At 33.8% G+C, this 19,601-nt stretch carries 24 protein-coding genes and 3 tRNA genes; 15 read left to right on the forward strand and 12 right to left on the reverse strand.

What is annotated here, in order from left to right; translation table 11 throughout:
• Both MVE07_RS03260 and tatA read left to right on the forward strand, forming a co-directional pair.
• Window positions 1-442, forward strand: a 442-nt coding sequence (locus tag MVE07_RS03260) for a redoxin domain-containing protein (protein WP_297453930.1), incomplete at its 5' end; no start/stop codon positions are given.
• Between the two features lie 12 nt (window positions 443-454).
• Window positions 455-700 carry a twin-arginine translocase TatA/TatE family subunit gene (gene tatA / locus MVE07_RS03265; RefSeq protein ID WP_297453933.1) on the forward strand — a complete coding sequence of 82 codons (246 nt, stop codon included), beginning with the start codon at window positions 455-457 and terminating at the stop codon, window positions 698-700.
• Window positions 701-712: 12 nt separating this feature from the next.
• Here tatA and MVE07_RS03270 read toward each other — a convergent pair whose 3' ends face one another.
• The 5 genes from MVE07_RS03270 to MVE07_RS03290 form a co-directional block, all read right to left on the reverse strand.
• The gene (locus MVE07_RS03270) at window positions 713-1,099 is read right to left on the reverse strand and encodes a hypothetical protein (protein WP_297453936.1); all 387 of its coding nucleotides are present in this window, start codon (window positions 1,097-1,099) and stop codon (window positions 713-715) included.
• 77 nt (window positions 1,100-1,176) lie between these two features.
• Window positions 1,177-1,250: transfer RNA gene (locus MVE07_RS03275), tRNA-Val, on the reverse strand.
• Between the two features lie 12 nt (window positions 1,251-1,262).
• Window positions 1,263-1,337 (reverse strand) — tRNA-Glu (locus MVE07_RS03280).
• Window positions 1,338-1,339: 2 nt separating this feature from the next.
• Window positions 1,340-1,415: transfer RNA gene (locus tag MVE07_RS03285), tRNA-Lys, on the reverse strand.
• 47 nt (window positions 1,416-1,462) lie between these two features.
• A complete protein-coding gene (locus tag MVE07_RS03290; protein WP_297453939.1) occupies window positions 1,463-1,969 on the reverse strand; it encodes a hypothetical protein in 507 nt (168 codons plus the stop codon).
• Between the two features lie 110 nt (window positions 1,970-2,079).
• Here MVE07_RS03290 and MVE07_RS03295 point away from each other — a divergent pair, with 110 nt between their 5' ends.
• The 3 genes from MVE07_RS03295 to secA all read left to right on the forward strand — a co-directional run bounded on the left by MVE07_RS03295 (window position 2,080) and on the right by secA (window position 5,874).
• Window positions 2,080-2,505: a TraR/DksA family transcriptional regulator gene (locus MVE07_RS03295; RefSeq protein WP_297453942.1), complete on the forward strand. Its 426-nt coding sequence runs from the start codon at window positions 2,080-2,082 to the stop codon at window positions 2,503-2,505.
• A complete protein-coding gene (lspA, locus tag MVE07_RS03300; RefSeq protein WP_297453945.1) occupies window positions 2,505-2,990 on the forward strand; it encodes a signal peptidase II in 486 nt (161 codons plus the stop codon). The genes MVE07_RS03295 and lspA overlap by 1 nt, the downstream gene beginning before the upstream one ends.
• Window positions 2,991-3,051: 61 nt before the next feature.
• Window positions 3,052-5,874, forward strand: a complete 2,823-nt coding sequence (gene secA, locus MVE07_RS03305) for a preprotein translocase subunit SecA (protein ID WP_297453948.1) — start codon at window positions 3,052-3,054, stop codon at window positions 5,872-5,874.
• 26 nt (window positions 5,875-5,900) lie between these two features.
• Here secA and MVE07_RS03310 read toward each other — a convergent pair whose 3' ends face one another.
• On the reverse strand, window positions 5,901-6,104 hold the full coding sequence (locus tag MVE07_RS03310; protein ID WP_297453951.1) for a hypothetical protein: 204 nt from the start codon (window positions 6,102-6,104) through the stop codon (window positions 5,901-5,903).
• An 85-nt stretch (window positions 6,105-6,189) separates the two neighbouring features.
• On the opposite strand from MVE07_RS03310, the gene MVE07_RS03315 reads away from it, so the two are divergent.
• The 8 genes from MVE07_RS03315 to tagD are packed head-to-tail and all read left to right on the forward strand — an operon-like array spanning window position 6,190 to window position 12,141.
• The gene (locus tag MVE07_RS03315) at window positions 6,190-6,369 is read left to right on the forward strand and encodes a DUF2281 domain-containing protein (protein ID WP_297453954.1); all 180 of its coding nucleotides are present in this window, start codon (window positions 6,190-6,192) and stop codon (window positions 6,367-6,369) included.
• Window positions 6,359-6,778 (forward strand): PIN domain-containing protein, encoded by a 420-nt coding sequence (locus MVE07_RS03320; protein ID WP_297453956.1) that lies wholly within the window; start codon window positions 6,359-6,361, stop codon window positions 6,776-6,778. Before MVE07_RS03315 ends, MVE07_RS03320 begins: the two co-directional genes overlap by 11 nt.
• Before the next feature lie 18 nt (window positions 6,779-6,796).
• Entirely contained in the window at window positions 6,797-7,687 is an 891-nt protein-coding gene (locus tag MVE07_RS03325; protein WP_297453958.1) for a protoglobin domain-containing protein, read from the forward strand.
• A 13-nt stretch (window positions 7,688-7,700) separates the two neighbouring features.
• Window positions 7,701-9,671: an IGHMBP2 family helicase gene (locus MVE07_RS03330; RefSeq protein ID WP_297453960.1), complete on the forward strand. Its 1,971-nt coding sequence runs from the start codon at window positions 7,701-7,703 to the stop codon at window positions 9,669-9,671.
• The gene (locus tag MVE07_RS03335; RefSeq protein ID WP_297453963.1) at window positions 9,658-10,182 is read left to right on the forward strand and encodes a YIP1 family protein; all 525 of its coding nucleotides are present in this window, start codon (window positions 9,658-9,660) and stop codon (window positions 10,180-10,182) included. Before MVE07_RS03330 ends, MVE07_RS03335 begins: the two co-directional genes overlap by 14 nt.
• Window positions 10,179-10,613: a hypothetical protein gene (locus tag MVE07_RS03340; protein ID WP_297453966.1), complete on the forward strand. Its 435-nt coding sequence runs from the start codon at window positions 10,179-10,181 to the stop codon at window positions 10,611-10,613. Before MVE07_RS03335 ends, MVE07_RS03340 begins: the two co-directional genes overlap by 4 nt.
• A gap of 1 nt (window position 10,614) precedes the next feature.
• Window positions 10,615-11,688: a CDP-glycerol glycerophosphotransferase family protein gene (locus MVE07_RS03345; RefSeq protein WP_297453969.1), complete on the forward strand. Its 1,074-nt coding sequence runs from the start codon at window positions 10,615-10,617 to the stop codon at window positions 11,686-11,688.
• Window positions 11,689-11,730: 42 nt separating this feature from the next.
• Window positions 11,731-12,141 (forward strand): glycerol-3-phosphate cytidylyltransferase, encoded by a 411-nt coding sequence (gene tagD, locus MVE07_RS03350; protein ID WP_297453972.1) that lies wholly within the window; start codon window positions 11,731-11,733, stop codon window positions 12,139-12,141.
• Here the strand turns inward: tagD and MVE07_RS03355 are convergent.
• The 3 genes from MVE07_RS03355 to gltX are packed head-to-tail and all read right to left on the reverse strand — an operon-like array spanning window position 12,130 to window position 14,323.
• On the reverse strand, window positions 12,130-12,465 hold the full coding sequence (locus tag MVE07_RS03355; RefSeq protein ID WP_297453975.1) for a hypothetical protein: 336 nt from the start codon (window positions 12,463-12,465) through the stop codon (window positions 12,130-12,132). The genes tagD and MVE07_RS03355 overlap by 12 nt on opposite strands.
• Window positions 12,462-12,890 carry a dual specificity protein phosphatase gene (locus MVE07_RS03360; protein WP_297453978.1) on the reverse strand — a complete coding sequence of 143 codons (429 nt, stop codon included), beginning with the start codon at window positions 12,888-12,890 and terminating at the stop codon, window positions 12,462-12,464. The genes MVE07_RS03355 and MVE07_RS03360 overlap by 4 nt, the downstream gene beginning before the upstream one ends.
• Complete coding sequence (gltX, locus tag MVE07_RS03365; protein ID WP_297453981.1) at window positions 12,887-14,323, reverse strand: glutamate--tRNA ligase; 1,437 nt, start codon at window positions 14,321-14,323, stop codon at window positions 12,887-12,889. The genes MVE07_RS03360 and gltX overlap by 4 nt, the downstream gene beginning before the upstream one ends.
• 203 nt (window positions 14,324-14,526) lie before the next feature.
• Here gltX and MVE07_RS03370 point away from each other — a divergent pair, with 203 nt between their 5' ends.
• Window positions 14,527-14,931, forward strand: coding sequence for a hypothetical protein (locus MVE07_RS03370; protein WP_297453985.1), 405 nt, complete (start codon window positions 14,527-14,529; stop codon window positions 14,929-14,931).
• A 128-nt stretch (window positions 14,932-15,059) separates the two neighbouring features.
• On the opposite strand, the gene MVE07_RS03375 is transcribed toward MVE07_RS03370, so the two are convergent.
• A complete protein-coding gene (locus MVE07_RS03375) occupies window positions 15,060-15,293 on the reverse strand; it encodes a hypothetical protein (RefSeq protein WP_297453987.1) in 234 nt (77 codons plus the stop codon).
• Between MVE07_RS03375 and MVE07_RS03380 the strand changes: the two genes are divergently transcribed.
• Entirely contained in the window at window positions 15,280-17,298 is a 2,019-nt protein-coding gene (locus tag MVE07_RS03380; protein ID WP_297454063.1) for a beta-propeller fold lactonase family protein, read from the forward strand. The two genes, MVE07_RS03375 and MVE07_RS03380, sit on opposite strands and share 14 nt — an antisense overlap.
• Window positions 17,299-17,398: 100 nt before the next feature.
• On the opposite strand, the gene MVE07_RS03385 is transcribed toward MVE07_RS03380, so the two are convergent.
• Complete coding sequence (locus tag MVE07_RS03385) at window positions 17,399-17,797, reverse strand: hypothetical protein (RefSeq protein WP_297453990.1); 399 nt, start codon at window positions 17,795-17,797, stop codon at window positions 17,399-17,401.
• On the reverse strand, window positions 17,797-19,563 hold the full coding sequence (gene polX, locus MVE07_RS03390; protein ID WP_297453993.1) for a DNA polymerase/3'-5' exonuclease PolX: 1,767 nt from the start codon (window positions 19,561-19,563) through the stop codon (window positions 17,797-17,799). The genes MVE07_RS03385 and polX overlap by 1 nt, the downstream gene beginning before the upstream one ends.
• Window positions 19,564-19,601: the final 38 nt, after the last annotated feature.

Genomic DNA, 19,601 nt, shown 5'->3' on the forward strand with positions numbered 1-19,601 from the left:
TTTATACGAAGCTGACGGCAGAAAAATAAGTTTAAGCAACTTATTAGGAGAAAATAAATATGTTCTTCTTTATTTTACATCTTCAGAAGAAAAAAGCAGATGTGATAGAAGTGGATGTCCTTTAAAGGAAAACCTTGAGAGATTAATGGAGTATGATGTTATTCCTGTTTTAATTGATAAAGATCCTATAGAAGAACATAAAAGATTTAAACATGAACATGGTATAAAATTTTTAATGCTAAGTGACCCTACAATGGAAACTATTAAAGGATATGGAGTTTATGAAAAAGTTAATGTCCACGGTATTGAAAAAGAAAAAATAGTAAGCACAGCATTTTTAATAAATCCTGAAGGTAGAATAGTTCATGTCTGGGAGCCAAAAAGAATTGAAAAGTCTATTGATGATATAATTAACGCTATTAAAAAATTGAAAGGAATGTAAGGAGGATATCTTATGTTTGGTGGTATAGGAATTCCTGAACTTTTACTTATATTTGGAATACTGTTATTGCTATTCGGTGCAAAAAAACTGCCTGAAATAGGAAAAGGACTTGGAGAAGGAATAAGAAGTTTTAAAAACTCACTCAGCGGTGAAGAGGAGGAAAAAGAAGAAAAAGTTGTTAAAACTAAAGAGATTGAATCTGAAATAAAAGAAGAAAAAAAAGTAGAAACTACTGAAAAGGAAAAAGCTGAAGCTTAAAAAGAAGGGGGATTAATCCCCTTCTCCTATATCTTCTACTTCCGGAGTGCATTCAAACACATATCCACAATGCGGACATACAAAACATTCCCTTGGTTCTTTATCTTCATCAAGAACTTCTTCCCAATATGCAATCCATCCACATCTTGGACAGAGTCTGCAGCCTTCAAGAAGAGTTCCATCTGCAAGTTCTAAAATTCCTTTTTCATCTATATAAACAGGATTACCACTTTTATCTGTAACAAACTCACCATCTACAGATCTTAAGGGAAGATGATATCCATTATCAAGGGCATATTTCACAGCTTCAGCAACATCTGAGAATTCAGCTATTTTTTCATTGGAGACAGCATTTAAAAGGAGATATTTCCCGTTTTCTTCTTTGATGTAAACCCTCATAACTGACCCTCCTGTATATCTATTTTTAAATAAAGATAGGAGGGCTGGGAGGATTTTCAATAGAGATTTAAAGGAAGTGGTCGGTGGAGGATTCGAACCTCCGACCTCCTGCGTGTCGGGCAGGCGCTCTAGCCATCTGAGCTAACCGACCATAAATGAAAAATGCCCCCGACGGGATTCGAACCCGTGTCGCCGGCGTGAAAGGCCGGTGTCCTAGGCCTGGCTAGACGACGGGGGCAATGGTGAGCCGCCTGGGGGTCGAACCCAGGACCACCGGTTTAAAAGACCGGTGCTCTACCGACTGAGCTAGCGGCTCATTCAACGAGAGAATATTATATGTATATTGGGAGCATTTGTCAATATTTAATTATTAGATTCAGTAAAATGATGAATAAATTGTATTGTTCGCAGTAAAGGGTATTTTTCAGGTATAGCTTCTTTAAGAGGATCCTTTGAAGTAATAGGGCTCTTGATTTCTTCCATAATTTCTTTTATTGAATAAAGTTTAGATTTTGTTTCTTTCTCAAAAAGATCCCTTTTTTCCTTTTGTTTAGGTACGTTTAATAGAATAGCTACTTTTACTATTTGAATTTCGTGGGCTTCTAAACCAACAAGTTGAGCATATTCTTTTTTCTTAATGTCAAATTTTTTTCTTTTAAAATTTTCTATAGTTTGATCCCAACTCTTATTTGTAGCAAAAGAGGTTTCGATATGATAAACAATGCAATTTCTAGTATCGAGAGCAAGAATATCAATTTCTCTATCAAAACCTCCTTTTTCTCTTTTTCGAAGTTTAATATTTCTTTTAACGAAACAACCCTTAAAGTCAAGATATTCGTAAATAAGTTCTTCTAAAAAATTTTGATACAATTTTTTCTCCCTTATTTTGCGATTTAATCGCAAATAATTTTAACAAAACTCTTGACTTTTATGAAAAAAAATTATATTTAGTATCCTCATTTAAGAAAGGGAGGATTGTTATGGATATTGAAAAAATCAGGGAAGAACTTCTGAAAAAAAGAGCTGAAATCCTTGAGTCACTTGCAAACAACAACAATGAAGACCTCAATGAAAAAAGCGGTGTTGAAGATGCAGCTGATGTTGTTACCTCTGAACTAAGTAGAGAAACCATTTATAAACTTTCTCAGGCAGAAAGAGAAACATTATTTCAGATTGATATAGCACTCAAAAAGATAGAAAACGGAACCTATGGTGTTTGTGAAGAATGTGGTGCTCCAATCGGAGAGAAAAGACTGCAAGCGATACCATGGGTTAGATTATGCATAGATTGCAGCCAGAATGAAGAAGTCATGAAATCTTTCTCTAACAGGTCTGATGACCTTGGATTTTATCATATTATTCCAGGAACTATGGAAGACGAGGACACAGGAAAAATACCTGAGTAATGAACAAAAGGCTTATTTTATTTTTTGGAATAGTTATTGGTGTAATAGGCTTAGACCTTATAACAAAAGAACTGGCTGTAAAATATCTGTCCGATATAGAAAGGATCATTATTATTCCAAACTATTTTGACCTTACACTTGTCTGGAATAGGGGAGCTGCTTTTGGGATATTCGGACAGGCGCCTGAATATATCAGAAAACTGATACTCATTGGTGCTTCGTCTGTAGCAGCCGTTTTAACTATAGCTTATGCATATTTTAGGAATGCAAAATTATCAACCTTTGAACTCGTTGCTCTTGCTTTAATTGCAGGAGGTGCTATTGGAAACCTTTATGACAGGATTTTTATCGGGAAGGTAAGGGACTTTTTAGATGTTCATATTTATTCACACCACTGGCCTGCATTTAATATTGCTGATAGTGCAATCACAATAGGTATCGGATTATTTGTGGTCTATGAATTATTTTTCAAAAAAAGGTCATAAATTTTCATACTTACAAACCTGATATAATTAATCTGTTAATAACGGAGGAAAAGGGAATAAGATGATAGGTTATGTATTTAAAAAGATTTTTGGAACAAAAAATGAAAGGGAAATAAAAAAATTAAAACCAATTGTCCAGAAAATAAATCAGATAGAAAAAGAATTAGACCAGCTTTCCAATAAAGAAATCAGAGAAAAAAGCCTTCAGCTAATAGAAAAAGTCCGTTCAGATAAAGAGCTTAGCGATGCAATTACCAGAGGAGAAATAGTAGATATACTCCCTGAAGCATTTGCTTTAGTAAAAGAAGCAGCAAAAAGGACGCTCGGTCTTAGGCCTTTTGATGTCCAGCTTATAGGTGCTTTAGCCCTTCATAAGGGTAATGTTGCCGAGATGAAAACAGGGGAAGGTAAAACCCTTGTTGCATCTATAGCAATATATCTAAATGCACTTACCGGGAAAGGCGTCCATCTGGTAACTGTTAACGATTATCTGGCAAAAAGGGACGCCGTATGGATGGGTTCTATTTATAAATTTCTGGGACTTGATGTTGGGGTCATTAATACAAATCATCAGTCATTTAAGGTTGAGTGGGTAGATGAAGACAAATTCAACGAAGCCATTGAAAAAGATATGAGGGTCTGGCCAAAGGAATTTGAGGGAGAACTTCTTCCATCAGAAAAATACAACATAGAGGCAAGGAAAAATTTCTTTACCCATGCTGTTGAGGCAGAAAGAAGAGAAGCCTATGAAGCAGATATAACCTATGGAACAAACAATGAGTTTGGATTTGATTATCTAAGGGATAATATGGTCTTTTCCATAGACCAGGTTGTTCAGGTAAAAGGACATCACTTTGCAATTGTTGACGAAGTTGATTCAATTCTGATTGATGAAGCACGAACACCACTTATTATTTCAGGACCATCTGGTGAAGATGTTTCTATTTACTATATGGCAGATGCTTTTGTTAAAACCCTTGTTCCTGAAGAAGACTTTATAGTTGATGAAAAAAATAAAACTGCAGTTTTAACAGAGAAAGGAGCAGAAAAAGCAGAAAAATACTTTAATCTAGAAAACCTGTATGACCCTAAAAATATAGACATACTCCATGCTATAACCCAGTCTCTCAGGGCAAATACCCTGTTCCACAGGGATGTTGATTATGTGGTAAAAGATGGACAGGTAATCATTGTTGATGAATTTACAGGTCGTCTTATGCCCGGTAGAAGATGGTCTGATGGACTGCATCAGGCAATAGAAGCAAAAGAAGGGGTAAAAATAGAGGCAGAAAACCAGACCTTAGCTTCAATCACATTCCAGAATTACTTCCGTATGTATGATAAGCTCGCAGGTATGACAGGAACAGCAGAAACTGAGGCTGAAGAATTCAAGGAGATTTACGGACTTGATGTTCTGGTTATTCCAACAAATAAACCTGTTATTAGAAAAGATTATCCAGACCTTGTTTATAAAACAAAGAAAGAAAAATTTGAAGCAGCCTTAAAGGAAATAGAGGAACTTCACAAGCAAGGAAGACCAATACTGGTAGGAACAGCATCAATTGAAACTTCTGAGCAGCTTTCAGCCTTGCTTAAAAAGAGGGGAATAAAACATCATGTCCTTAACGCAAAACACCATGAAAAAGAAGCTGAAATCATAGCACAGGCGGGGAGAATAGGAGCTGTAACAATAGCCACAAATATGGCAGGTAGGGGAACAGATATCCTTCTTGGTGGAAACCCTGAATTCCTTGCAAAAGAAATACTTAAGAAAAAGGGATTAACTCCGGAAGAAGCTACAGAAGAACAGTTCAAAGAAGCATTAAAAGAAGCACAAAAAATCACTGCAGAAGAAAAGAAAAAGGTTATAGAACTTGGTGGACTTGCTGTAATAGGAACAGAAAGACATGAAAGTAGAAGGATTGATAACCAGCTGAGAGGTAGAGCAGGAAGACAAGGGGATCCAGGTTCTTCAAGATTTTATCTCTCCCTTGAGGATGACCTTTTAAGGCTATTTGGTGGGGAAAAGCTTAAAAATCTTATGGACAGACTAAAAATTCCTGAAGGGGAACCTATAGAGAGTTCAATGGTAACAAAAGCCATTGAAAATGCCCAGAAAAGAATAGAAGCCCAGAACTTCCAGATTAGGAAAAGACTCCTTGAATTTGATGATGTAATGAATAGACAAAGACAGGTGATTTACTCTCTCAGGAGAGATATTCTTGCAGGAGCAAACCTTAAAGATGAGCTTAAGCAGTGGTTCTACGATGTTGCCCTTTATTACATAGACAAATATGCACCTGCAGAGGAATATCAGGAAAAATGGGATTTTGATGAACTTGAGAAAACATTTAAAGAATGGTTGAACGTTGATATAAAAATTCCAAGGGAACAAGAATGGGATAGAAAAGAATTAGAAGAGTTCATATTCTCCGAGGTTGAAAAGGTTTATAACCAGAAGGAAGAATACTATGGTTCCGGTTTGATGAGAGAATTTGAAAGATATATTACTCTGCAAGTGTTAGATAACCTGTGGAAAGAGCACCTTCACCTATTAGATAGATTAAGAGAAAGTGTATATCTCAGAGGATATGCGCAAAGAGACCCACTTGTTGAGTATAAAAAAGAAGCCTTCAATCTGTTTGAAGATATGCTATTTAGACTAAAACAACATTCCCTTGAGTATCTATTCAAAACAGATATAACTTCTGAAGAAGAGGTTGAAGAAGAAAAGAAAAAATTAGAAGAAGAAACACAAAAGCTTCTTGAAGAAGCTGAACTTTCTACACAAGAGGAAGAAGAAAAAGCCAAAAAGAAAAAGAAGAAAAAAGTTATAAAATACAAAAATAGGATTGAAAGAAGGAAAAAGAAAAAATCTAAATAAGTTGCAGGATTTTCTCCTGCAGCCTTTTATTCATAGGGGATTTCTTCCTCAAATCCCCAATCTTCTATCTCTTCTGTTTTAAGCCTTTCTTCCCAGCATTTTTCACAAAAATACATATCCTCTATATTCGGGTCTTCATAAACAGGAATACCCTTTGCACCGCATTTATAACATTCTGTATTTTTCCCCTCTAATTTTTTTAGATTTTTTAAGCTTTTAATTCTGTCCATTGCACATAACCTCATTTTTTCTATAAATTAATGTATGAAAATATTTAATGTTATAAAGAAAATCATAATTTTGGAGTTAATTTAAATGAAGAAAATAAATTTAGATAAGCTTCCGGAAGAAGCAAAAAAGGAATTGATAGATTTTTATGAATTTTTACTTCAAAATTACGCTAAAAAAAAGATAAGAAAAACAATTGATGAAATTATTCCTAAAAAAGTAAAACCTTTCAAACCCCTTAAAAGAGAAGAAATATATGATAGATAAAATATTTGTTGATACGAATATTTGGTTGTATGCTTTTATGGAGCAAGATATAGAAAAATCACGAATAGCCAGAAAAATAATAAACAGCAATAGTAAATATATATTAAGTGTGCAAGTCATAAATGAAATCTGTGTTAATCTTATTAAAAAAGCATTTTATACAGAAGAAGAAATTCAACAGCCAATTAAAAATTTAAACGATGTCTATGAGATATCTTCTTTGAAAATTGAAGATATTCTATTGGCTTCTCAAATAAGAACAAAATATTCCTTTTCATATTGGGATAGCCTTATTGTTTCCTCTGCTTTAAATAATAAATGTAATATTTTATATTCAGAGGATATGCACCATAATCTTATGGTAGAAGGCAAACTCAAAATAATCAATCCTTTCATTAATGATTATTAAAAGACTTGAGGAGCTAAAATGGAAAGTTTTGAACAGATTAAAAGGGATTTTGATTTTACAGAAAAGGATGTTCAGAATATTCTGATTCTTAAACCTGTTATGGAAAAATACAAAGATGAATTTATAGATAGATTTTACAAATTTATATCCCGTTTTCCAGAAACATTTAAATATTTAAAATCTGAAGAAATCATAAACAGACATCAAGAAAAATTAAGGGAATGGTATGATGACCTGTTCTCCGGAAAATACGACTACAAATATTTCCAAAAGCTTTACAGAATTGGTGAAAAACACGTAGATATAGGACTTCCTACCCACTATGTTAATGCCTCATTTAACTTTATAAGAAGATTTTTTATTGAAAAAATTAATCAGGAATTTGGTCTGTCAGAAAAAAGAAATCAGCTTGTTGCATCAATAGGAAAACTACTTGATATAAATCTTGATGTTTTAACAGCAGCATACAGGGAACAGGAGCTTAGCCGTTATCAAGTAATGTCAAAGTTTGAAAAAGTCCTTTATTCAACAGCAAAAAAATTCTCGGATATGTTGGATTTTGCCCTTGTGGGAGCATTAATACTGGTATCTTTATTTGTTGTTGGTCTTTTCCTTTTTGATATCTACCAGCTTTTATTTGGAATTGTTCCGATAGACAAAGGTATTTTAATGGCACTAGGTACACTTCTGGTTCTGTGGGCTGTTTCTGAGCTTATGCAGGAAGAAATAAAACATCTTAGGGGTGGTGGTTTTGCAATAGGTGCTTTTATAGGTGTTGCCCTTGCAGCATTAATCAGAAAAATCCTTATTGTTTCTCTTTCTGCCGAAAAATCCTTGCAACTTCTCAGTTATGGGGCTATAGTGTTATCTCTTGGTATAGTTTACTGGTTGTTGTCCAAGAAAAAATAGTTAAGGAGAGAAATTGAGATTAAAATTTAAGGATAAAACAGAATATAGACATTACTGGGAAAATCTTGTTGAGCTTGAAAGGGATGCAGAAAAAGAATTTCATCTTAATGAAATAATTTCCCTATCTGGAAAAGAAAGAGAGAAAAAAGGTAGAGCAATATTAGGGCTTAAAGCATCCTTTTTAGGAACAATAATCGGGGATTTTTTGGTTTATAGATTTTACAGAGATGATATGCCTGACCATCAGATTAATGTCGGTGATGTTGTTCTGGTTAGCAGAAAACATCCACTAAAGGATGGAGTAGAAGGCACCGTTTTTGAAAAAGGAAAATATTTTCTGACTGTTGTTTTTTCCCAAAAATTACCTCCTGCTAAAAAATGGCGTATAGACTTGTTTGTAAATGATATAACCTTTAAAAGAATGCTTGGGAGTCTGGAATTTTTTGAAAAGGGATATTCTCTTTATGATGAAAAAATTATTCTGGGACATAAAAAGCCTGAAGTTTGCGAGGAGAATTTAGAGTTTGTAAACCAAAATCTGAACCAGTTTCAAAAGGAAGCAGTAAAAAGAGCAGTCTGTTCTCCGCAGTTATTCCTTATACACGGTCCGCCGGGAACAGGTAAAACTACAACACTAATAGAAGCAATTATTCAACATATTAAAAAAGGTCAAAAAATCCTTGCTACAGCAGACAGTAATACTGCAGTTGATAATATAGTTGAAGGACTGTTGAAATATGATGTAAATGTTGTCAGGATTGGACATCCTGCAAGGCTAAAAAAAGAACTGCTTTCTGTTTCTTTAGATGCCAAAGTAGAAACACACCCTAAATATACAGAAATCAAAAATATAGAAAAAAAGATAAACAAATTAAAATCCCTGCAAGAAAATTATCTAAAACCTATTCCCCAAAGAAGAAGAGGCCTTTCCTATGATGAAATCCTAAAATATGCAAAAGCCGGTAAAAAGGTTAGAGGACACAAATTAGAAACCCTAAAAAAAATGGCAGAATGGATAAGACTTCAAAAGGATATCCAAAAACTTGTAAACCAAAAGAAAAATCTGGAAGAACAGATTATTGAGGATATACTTGAGAAAGCAGATGTGGTTTGTGCTACAAACTCAGGGGCAGGTTCAGATTTTCTGTTTGAGGATATATTTGATGTTATTTTTATTGATGAGGCTTCCCAGGCTACAGAACCCTCCTGTTTAATACCACTTATAAAGGGCAAAAAAGCAATCCTCGCCGGAGACCATAAACAACTTCCCCCTACAGTTTTACACCCTGAAGCCAAAGGCTTATCTTTCACAATGTTTGAGAGATTTATAAAAATCTATCCTGATTCTGCTTACATGCTGAAAATTCAATACAGGATGAATGACCTTATAAAAGAGTTTCCTTCAGAAGAATTTTATAATGGTGAGTTAGTATCTGCAGAAGAAGTAAAAAACAGAAAACTATCAGATATTACAGGAAAAACAGGGAAAGACCCTATAACAGATGATACACCGATTGTTTTCATCGATACCCATGGCAGATTTCTGGAAAAACAGAAAAAAGGTAGTCGTTCAAAATATAATCCGGAAGAGGCAAAAATCGTTCAACTTATCATAAACAAACTAAAGGAATTAGGAGTTCCACCGGAAGATATTGGAGTTATAACACCATACAAAGACCATGAGGAGTATCTGAAAAAACTTGTGCCAGATGTTGAGGTGAAAACCGTTGATGGATTTCAGGGCAGAGAAAAAGAGGTAATCATAATATCGCTGGTTCGTTCTAATCCAGACGAGGAAATAGGATTTTTAGATGACCTGAGAAGGTTAAATGTCGCATTAACCCGTGCCAAAAGAAAACTGATTGTGATAGGGGATGCAAACACCCTTTCCTCAAATGAAACATACAGAAAGTTCCTTCAATTTGTTAGAGAAAAAAATGGATTTTTTCCTGTAGAAGAGATTTTAGAAGATGAGAGCATTTAGATTTATTTTTCAACCTTCAAAATACTGGCCAGAGTTTGAAAAGGATAGAAGCAGCTGGCAGGGGTATTTTTTAAAATATGCCTTAACTTTCGGCCTAATTGGGCCTGTTCTGTCTTTTATTAGCCTGAAAGATATTTCTTTTCAAAAAGCTATTATTTATGCACCTGCAACTTATATAGCAGATTTGACTGTTTTATTTGTTTTTTCTTTTTTAGTTGCAAAATTGCTCAGGATAGATTTCTCAACCATTATGAAATTTTACATTCTGGTAAATGTTCCAATATGGCTATCTGATATTTTTGATATATACCAGCCTCTTAGAATTTTGAGCAATCTGGGGTTTTTATATAGCTTTTATCTGCTGTATATAGGACTAAAATTTTTTAAAAAAGAAAAGTATATCTTACCTGTCTTTATTATCCATTTCGTTTTATATGTATTAGACGCAGTTTTGTCTGAAATGATAGCAACAAACCCAATTTTGAAAAAAATGTTAGGAGCTTTAGTATGAGGAAATTAGCTATATTTTTATTGCTACTGACTTTTTCCTGTATTGCACAGGATAAGCTTTTAGATTCTCAATTTTTTGACAAAATTTTTTCCCAGAATATTTCTCAAATAAAAGCTTTCCTTGAAGAAAAAGGTTGCAAAGATTTTTCAGAAAGACAATACGGAAACACTTACGAACACTATCTTGAATGTAGATTAAACAATATTAATCTTATGCTTACATATAACGCTAAAAAATCACAGGTTGTTGAACTTGCTATAATTCCTGATAAACCTGTAAAAAATATCTCGGATTTATTAAATTTAAACGGAGTAAAGGAATACACCATAAAAACTGTAAAAAGTAAAGATAATCCTGATTTAATCTCAAGAATAAATATTCTTCCTCCAGATTACGATAATAGATATACAGATATGATAGAAGGCAATTAATATGCGGCGGTTTATTGTTTTTCCTAAAAATAATGATTATCTTTATAATTCAAAATATTTGTTTAATTTTTTAGTGAGAAACAAACAAAAGTTTAGGGATTTGGAAATTTTCTATTTTACGATAGATGAAAATGTGTTTCATAAATTGAAAAAATACAATCTTCCTGTAATTACTCTGGACGAAACAGGTAAAAAACTTTTAAAGGAAACAAAATTATGGATATTATCTGACTGGGATACAGAATATATTTATCGCAAAGTTAAACCTGAAAATGTTATTTTTTTCCAAATATGGCATGGTATTCCCCTTAAAGATGTTCGCGTTGTGATGAAAACCTATGATTATTTCCCAAAACATAATGATTATTTTGTTTCCACTTCAAAATATATGCAGTCTGTATTTGAGAAAATTTTTTCTGCTGATGAATTTGTGATTACAGGATATCCCAGAAATGATGTGTTTTTCAGAGAACTGGATGAACTTGATTTGATTAATATTGATGAAAATATTTTTGAAAAAGTCTTAAAGTTAAAAAGAAATCAAAAAGTAGTTCTTATTACCCCCTCTTTATCCACTTCTTATACCGGAAAAGATATGGCCTTGACTTTTTTAGATTTGAACAAACTGGATAGATTTGGGAGGAGATACGATATTCATTTTATTTTAAAACTTCACCCTTCAATGTATTTGTTTGAAGACAGTATTAAAGGTACCTATGAAAATATTACAATTTATCCATCACTAAAAGATATTTATCCTTTACTTAAACATGTAGATGCTTTAATTACAGATTACTCTTCCATATTTTTTGATTATTTACTATTAGATAAACCTGTTATTTTTTATACTCCCAATTATGAGGAGATAAAGAAAAATTGTATCCTTGATTATGAAATATTTACCCCCGGAGAAAAAACCAAATCTATGGGAGAACTGTTAAAAGCCTTAAAAGATTTTTTAAAAGGAGTTGATAAATACAAAGAGCACAGACAAAAAATAAAGGATATATCCTTTGATTATATAGATGGTAATTCTGCTGAAAGAATAGCTAATTTAATATCTAAAATAGTTTGATTTCTAACCGACAATAAAGTTAAACCTATAAAGGAATTGGCAATGAAAACCGTTATTACTTATGGAACTTTTGATTTATTCCATTTTGGGCATTACAGACTTTTAAAAAGGGCAAAAGCTTTAGGTGATAGATTAATTGTCGCTGTTTCAACAGATGAATTTAATGAAATAAAAGGGAAAAAAGCCTTTCAATCATTTGAAAAAAGAGTTGAAATTGTTAAAAGTCTTCCATTTGTTGATATGGTGATTTCTGAGCGTAACTGGGAGCAAAAGATAGAGGATATTAAAAAATATAATGTTGACATATTTGTAATGGGAGATGACTGGAAAGGAAAGTTTGATTATCTTAAAAAATACTGTGAGGTTGTTTATCTAAAAAGAACACCGGGAATATCTTCCACATATCTAAGGAATAAAATTAACGGTTTATATCTTCCCTTATCAGCTGCTTAATTTTTCTTTTAGATTTAGTAGATTTTCTTTTGCCAAAGGTATTTTATTGTTGTCATAAATTAAATAAATATTTACACCGCATTTTTTAACAAACGGTTCTTCTATATATTCTTCAAATAAAAACTCATCACCAACTTTAAATGCCAGTGCGGCAATGATTAATGGACTTTCCGGACATTCAGAAAGCTGAAGCCATTTTATTGCTTCTGTGTAATGTCTTTCTTTGATATGTTTTATACCTTTTAAGAAATTTTCATCTACCTGTTTTATATCCTTTTCGTCTATCTCAAATCTAAGCTTTTTCAGCTTTTTTGGGTCTATCATTTTTTCTTTGCAAGATTTTGTAAAAAGTTAATCTGGTGAAAGGTTGAAGGCTGAAATCCTTTTGCCATTACAGTATTTAAAGCCTCTTCATAGCTTTTTCCAGAATGGATTAAATAACCGGCCAGAAATGTGCCGCTTCTGGCCTGTCCATATTTGCAATGAACAACTACTTTTTTGTTATTTTTAATCTCATCAATATACCGATAAACAGCAAGGAAATCTTCTTCAGGAATAATCTGATACATATCAAAAGGAATTCTTATAACCTCAAATCCCATTTCCTTTTGTTTCTGAGCAATAAAATCTCCGTAATCCCCTTTAAGCAGGTTGATAATTGTATCAACCCCTTCTTCTTTCCATATTTTTAGTTCTTCTAACTCAGGGGCTCTACTACCCCCAAGATAATCTGTAATCCAGCGTATCATCCAAAATACTCCAGTGCTCTCTGGAGTCTGTGTTTTACCCTTTCTACGCCTATAACTTCTACCAGCGTTGCAATATCTACCCCTGAAGTTTCTCCTGTTAATGCCACTCTAATTGGCATAAATAAGCCTTTTCCTTTCACTCCAAGTTCTTTTTGTATTTCCTTTGTGATTTTTTTGAAATCCTCTTTAGTTATCTGATTTCTGTCTTTTATTTTTTCATAAAACAGCTGGATTACTTTGTATCCACTTTCTTCTTCAAGGAATTTTTTACCCTCTTCTGAGTAATGGAAATCATCTACAAAAAATGGTTTTGCCCTTTCTTCAATGTCCATTAATGTTTCAAGGCTATCTCTTATAGCTTCCATTACCTTTTTGTAATACTCAAAATCTGCCTTATAACCAAATCCCTCAAAGAATGGAATAGCCCTTCTGGTAAGGTCTTCAAGGTCAAGAATTTCTCTGATATAAACGCCGTTTAGCCATTTGAGTTTCGCCCTATCAAAGACTGCAGGGGCATTATGGACATCTTCTATATCAAATTCGGCAATGATTTCTTCTTTTGATAAAACCTCGTTATCTCCTTTTGGGTGCCAGCCAAGAAGGGCAAGTCCATTAAACATAGCCTCTGAAACATAACCATCATCTCTAAAGGCTCTGACTGAAACAGCACCATGTCTTTTGGATAATTTACTTCTATCTTCTCCTAAAATAATTGGCAGATGGGCAAATTTAGGTTCTTTAAATCCCAGAGCCCTATAAATAAGAATTTGTTTTGGTGTATTAGATAAATGGTCTTCTCCCCTTATAACATGGGTGATTTTCATTAGTGCATCATCAACAACAACCACAAAGTTATAAACAGGTGAGCCATCAGACCTAACTATCACAAAATCTCCAAACTCATCAACATTAATCTCAACTGTTCCTTTTATTAAATCCTCAAAAACTATATATTCTCCATCAGGAACTCTAAATCTCCATACATAAGGTTTTCCTTCCTCTTCGTATTTTTTAATTTCCTCAGGGGTTAGATTTCTACATTTTCCTGAGTATCTTGGAGGTCTTCCTTCTGCAAGAGCTTTTTTCCTTTCTTCTTCCAGTTCTTCAGGTGTGCAAAAACATTTATAGATATGACCGCTTTCTTTGAGTTTTTCTACATATTCTTTGTAAATTTCTGTTCTTTCTGATTGTCTGTAAGGTCCATAATCTCCACCAATGTCCGGACCCTCATCCCATTCTATTCCAAGCCATTGCAGGTCATCTATAAGCATCTCTTCATATTCTTTTTTAGACCTTTCTTTATCTGTATCCTCAATTCTTAAAACAAGTTTTCCCCCTGTATGTCTGGCATATATATAGTTGAACAATGCTGTCCTCGCATTTCCCAAATGTAAATATCCTGTTGGGCTTGGTGCAAATCTTACTCTTATCAATTTGACCTCCATTTATAAGTAATTAGCCTATAAACTTTTTCAAAAATAATACGAAAATGTCTTAGGAAATAAATATTCTACTACATCCGGGGGGATAATAGAAATTTAAAAAATTTAATTGTATAATACTGCCAGATCAATAAGTTATAGTTTTATTAATAATAAGTAATAAAAATTATTAACCTAAAGAAAGGGGGTATAACATGAAGTTAAAACAAGCATTATTTACAGGAAAATTCCTTGCCTTAACAATGGCAGGGGCTGTAATGTTCAGTTGTAGCGATGGTGGCGGGGGTGGAGGCTCTACCAAAGGTGGTAACAACACCGGTGGAGGAAGCACTACTGCTCAGTATCAGGGAAGTGTAAGATTAGGTGCTGTTGAAGGAGCTACTGTTGAAATTTATGAAATAGGCGATGATGGTAAACCGGTTTTAAAATGGACAGAAAAATCTTCAGGTGGTAATTCTCTTGATGAAATAGGTAAATTCAATACCCATGCAGATGAGTTAGACCCAAATAAACTTTATCTCTATAAAGCCACAGGTGGTCAGGATTGGGATGCTGATAATGATGGTAAAAAAGATAGTTCTCCAACTCCTAATAAATGAAAACTTAGAGCACTTGCCACAGGTGAAGATGTTAAAGTTGCCGGTAATGATTTTAAACTTTCTCCTGTAAGTGAATTAGTAGCTGAAAAGGTATTACCTGATTTAACAGACAGTGCTGCGAAGGGAACTTATAAGCCTTCTGATTTTGCAAAAAAATTAGACGATACTGCAAAAAGTTTAGTTGATGATGTTAACAATGATGGGGCAACAGATGATGTTGATGCACTTGTTTTTGACCCTGCAAATAATGATGCTAAAAATAAAGTAAAAGCACCTTTTAAGGGACATGTTGATGATATTGCAAATGATATAAGAGATGGTAAAATACCTCTCCTTGCAGCAGACCCAATTCTTGATAACAAAGATACAGGCGGAAATGCAAAGAATGCTGCAACATCTCCAGATGGAAAATATGCTTATGTGATTAACGACGATGGAAAAATGAATGTATTTGATGTTTCTGACCCTGAAAATATGGAACAGAAAAATTCATCTCCTATAGATACTGGGATTACTACACCTGAAGATTTAAAACCTTCAAAAGATGGTGAATATGCATACGTTGCAGGTGGTAATGATGGTGTAGCGATGCTTGACCTTGATAAAAATAATGATGGGGATAAAGTTGATCCTGAAAATTTAACAACTGTTGACCCAGATGGAGATAATACAAAAGGCTCAGCTAATGCTCTTGATGTTGTTAATGATGGAACAAATGATTATGTTGTTGTAGCTGATGGAGATGAAGGTGTAGCACTTCTTAAAGCTGACCCAACAAATGCAGGAAATGAGTTGACAAATGTTGATACTAAACCAACAGGTGATACATCTTCTAATGCAAAAGATGTTGCTGCTTCACAAGATGGTCAATATGCTTATGTTGCAGATGAAGACAACGGGCTTGTTACATTTAAAGTAGACCCTAATGATGAAAATGGAGACGGAAATAAACTTGAAAAACTTAATACAGATGATACATCAAAATACGGCAAAGCACAGGCTGTAGCTGTTTCTCCAGATGGGAAATATGCTTATGTAACGGTTCAGGAAGACAGCCCTGACCCAGCTCAAGCAAAAGCTTATCTTTTAACCTACGCATTATGTAACCCTGAAGACCCTGTTCTGTTAAATGTTGAAGACCTTCCAAAAGGAAATATTCCGTCTGACATTGTAGTTTCTCCTGAAAAGAAAAAATTATTTATACCTGACGGAGAGAATGGCTTAATTGAGGCTGATATTTCAGACCAATCTAAGCCGGAAGTTGATGGTTTTGTAAATACAGATGGTTCCGTAAATGGAGTTGCACTGAAAGATGATGGCACTTATGCGATAGTTACTGATAATGATAAAGGGGTTAAATCTATTGCAACAGACCTTATTCCACCTATTGTTCTTGGATATGCAAGCACTTATGCAGCTATTGACCTTACAGAAACAAAAGATAAGCTTTATTCATTAATTGCTGATGCTTATTGTGGTCTTAGAGTTGCAGATGTAAGCGACCCAGCAAATCCAAAAATTCTTAATGACTGTGTATGGGATACAACCAGATATGCTAATAGTGTTGCTGTGAGTAATGATGGAAATACAGCTTATGTGGCAACTTCGGCAGGTGGTGTAAAAGTTTATGATGTATCTGACAAAAAAGCTCCTAATAATGTGGCCGATATTCCTGTTAAAAGTTCCGGGGATTCATGTAATAATGAAGCTATAAACTGCGATGCTGCCCATGATGTTTATTTAGATGAAAGTAGAGGACTTCTATTTGTTGCAGAAGGAACAGCAGGATTAAGAATATTTAATATCTCAGACAACACTGAAAAAGGAAGTCTTGATGATGGAGATACTTCTTCTGCAAGCAATAATGACATAAGAACTGTTGAACTTACACCTGACGGTCAAAAAGCTATCCTTGGTGATATTAAGAGAGGGGTTGTTATAGTTGATGTTTCTAACCCTGCTAATCCAACCGAGGAGCAGGTGATTTCTACAGGAATAGGTCTTCAAGATAGTGTTGCAATAAATGGAAATTATATCTATGTTGCTGCAGGACAGAACGGAGTTAAGGTGTTTGATGCAACGTCTTATAATGAAGTTGCCAGCTTATCTTATAAAGAAGACTCTACAGATACTATCTTTGCAAATGCCATCAAAATTTCAACAGACGGAAAACTGGCATTCGTATCTGATGTTGATAAAGGTCTTGTAATCTTAGATATATCAAATCCGGCAAATCCTGTAGTTCTTGGAATGCTTGATACTCCAGGTGAATCTTATTCATCTGTGATTGATGGTGATAAATCTATAGGATTTGTGGCTGACGGTTCAAAAGGCCTACTTCTTCTTGATGTATCATCATTCAAATAATATCCAAAGGGGGCTTAAGCCCCCTTTTTTCTTTTCATAAAGTTTAAATTTTCGTGGAATTTCAAATTTTTAATCTGTAGACAAACCTAAAATATAAAAATCACCAGTTTATATTTAATAAAATCAAAGCGACTACGGCACCTATAATTAATGAAAGCAAAGCAATTATTATATTTGCTGTTCTTTTTAGTTCGTCTTCAGCATTTTGAATAATAATACTATTTTCATAGTATAATTCCTTCAAAAGCTTAGATTTTTCTATTTTATTTGAAATCTGTTTTGTCTTTAGATTAAAGCAGTAAATTTCCTGCCATTTCTGGTCTTTATGAAAGAATTGAAGGATTTTTAATTTTTCATCTTCAATTTCAATCATTATTTTGTAAAAAGATATAAAATCCTTTATATTTTCGTAATCTTTATCTCCCAATATTTCTCTATATATCTGTAAAACCTTAGTATCTAAATCCTCTCCTATAAAGGAGAGAGTTTTAATAGCCATTATTTACTCACCAACTTTGCTCCAAATTTTTTCCTTTTTGCATTTACAAATTTTTGTATCTCTTTCCAGCTTTTTGTATTAAGGATATCCTTTTTAGTTGCCCAGCCTCTTCTGGCAACAGCAACACCTATTTCCATGAATGCAAAATTTCCAAGGTTATGGGCATCTGTTGATATTACCAGTTTTACTCCTTCTTCAATAGCTTTTCTAACCCATATATCATCTATATCCATTCTTCTGGGTTGAGCATTGATTTCCAATGCTGTTCCCGTTTCTTTTGCAGCTTTTATTACAGCATCCATATCAACTGGATAAGCATCTCTTAATCCTATAAGTCTGCCTGTTGGGTGTCCTATGACGTTTACATAAGGATTTTCCATGGCTTTTATAATTCTATCTGTATTGTCTCTGTTGAAATGGCTGTGGACAGAGGCTACAACCCAATCAAGCTGGGATAAAACCTCATCTGAGAGGTCTAAGCTACCATCAAGTAAAATATCAACTTCACTTCCTTTTTTAACAAAATCCAGACCTGCCATTTTATTAATTAGCTCAATCTCTTTTATTTCTTCAAGTAGTCTTTCCTCATCAAGACCATGGGCTACTCTCTGTGATTTTGAGTGGTCTGTTATAACGATGTATTCATATTTGTAATTATTTCTCACAAAATCAACAATATCTTTTATTGCAACTACACCGTCAGACCATGTGGAATGAACATGTAAATCTCCTTTTATGTCCTTAAGTTCCACTAATTTGGGAAGTTTATGTGCCATGGCAGCCTCTATTTCTCCTCTATCTTCCCTTAATTCCGGTGGTATCCAGTCCATACCAACAGCCTCATAAACGCTTTCTTCTGTTTCTCCGGCTATTTTTTCTTCTGTGTCAACTTTGAAAACCCCGTATTCATTAATTTTTAAACCTTTTTCTTTGGCTATTTCTCTTAAATGAATATTATGCTGTTTAGAACCTGTAAAATATTGAAGAGCTGCTCCCCATTCCTCATCCTTAAATATCCTTAAATCAACCTGCCTTTCTTTGTCTTCAAATTTCATAATTACAGAGGATTTTTTTGGACCTTTTACTAAAACTTCCGAAACTTCATCCAGGGAGGTAAAAAAGTCCATTATTTTTAGTCTATCTTTGTCATCAGCTGTTACAAGAATATCCAAATCTCCTATGGTTTCTTTTCTTCTTCGTGTGCTGCCTACAACTTCTATTTTGTGTATTTCTTTAAGATTAGATTTTAGCTTTTCTATAAGATATTTTGATATCTGGAGAGCTTCCCACAGGAGTATTCTCCTTTTGGATATTTCATACATCTGAAGGCCTTTTAGCATATTCTCAACTTTTTTAGGACCAAATCCTTCAAGTCGTTCAATTCTACCGTCTTTAAGGGCTTTTATAAGTTCTTCTTTTGTGGTTATTCCCAGTTCCTCATAAATTCTTTTTAAAGTTTTTGGTCCAAATCCAGGTAAATCTATTAACTCTATGAAATCCTCCGGGACTTTCTTTTTTAGTTCTTCATATTTCTGGATTTTTCCTGTTTGAACATACTCTTCTATTTTTGAGGCGATAGACGGACCTATTCCCCTGATTGTGTATAGCTTACCTGTGGCTATATAATTTCTTACATCATCCGGAAGGTCTTCTATTATATGGGCTGCCCTTTGATAAGCCATAGCCCTGAATCTATCATCTAAAAACTCATAAATCGCAGCCATTTTTTTGAAAATATTTGCAAGGTCTTTGTTTATGTTATACATTTTCTCTCCCTGAATATTATTTTTAGATAAAATTAAAA

The organism is Persephonella sp. (assembly GCF_027023985.1).
GTDB lineage: Bacteria > Aquificota > Aquificia > Aquificales > Hydrogenothermaceae > Persephonella_A.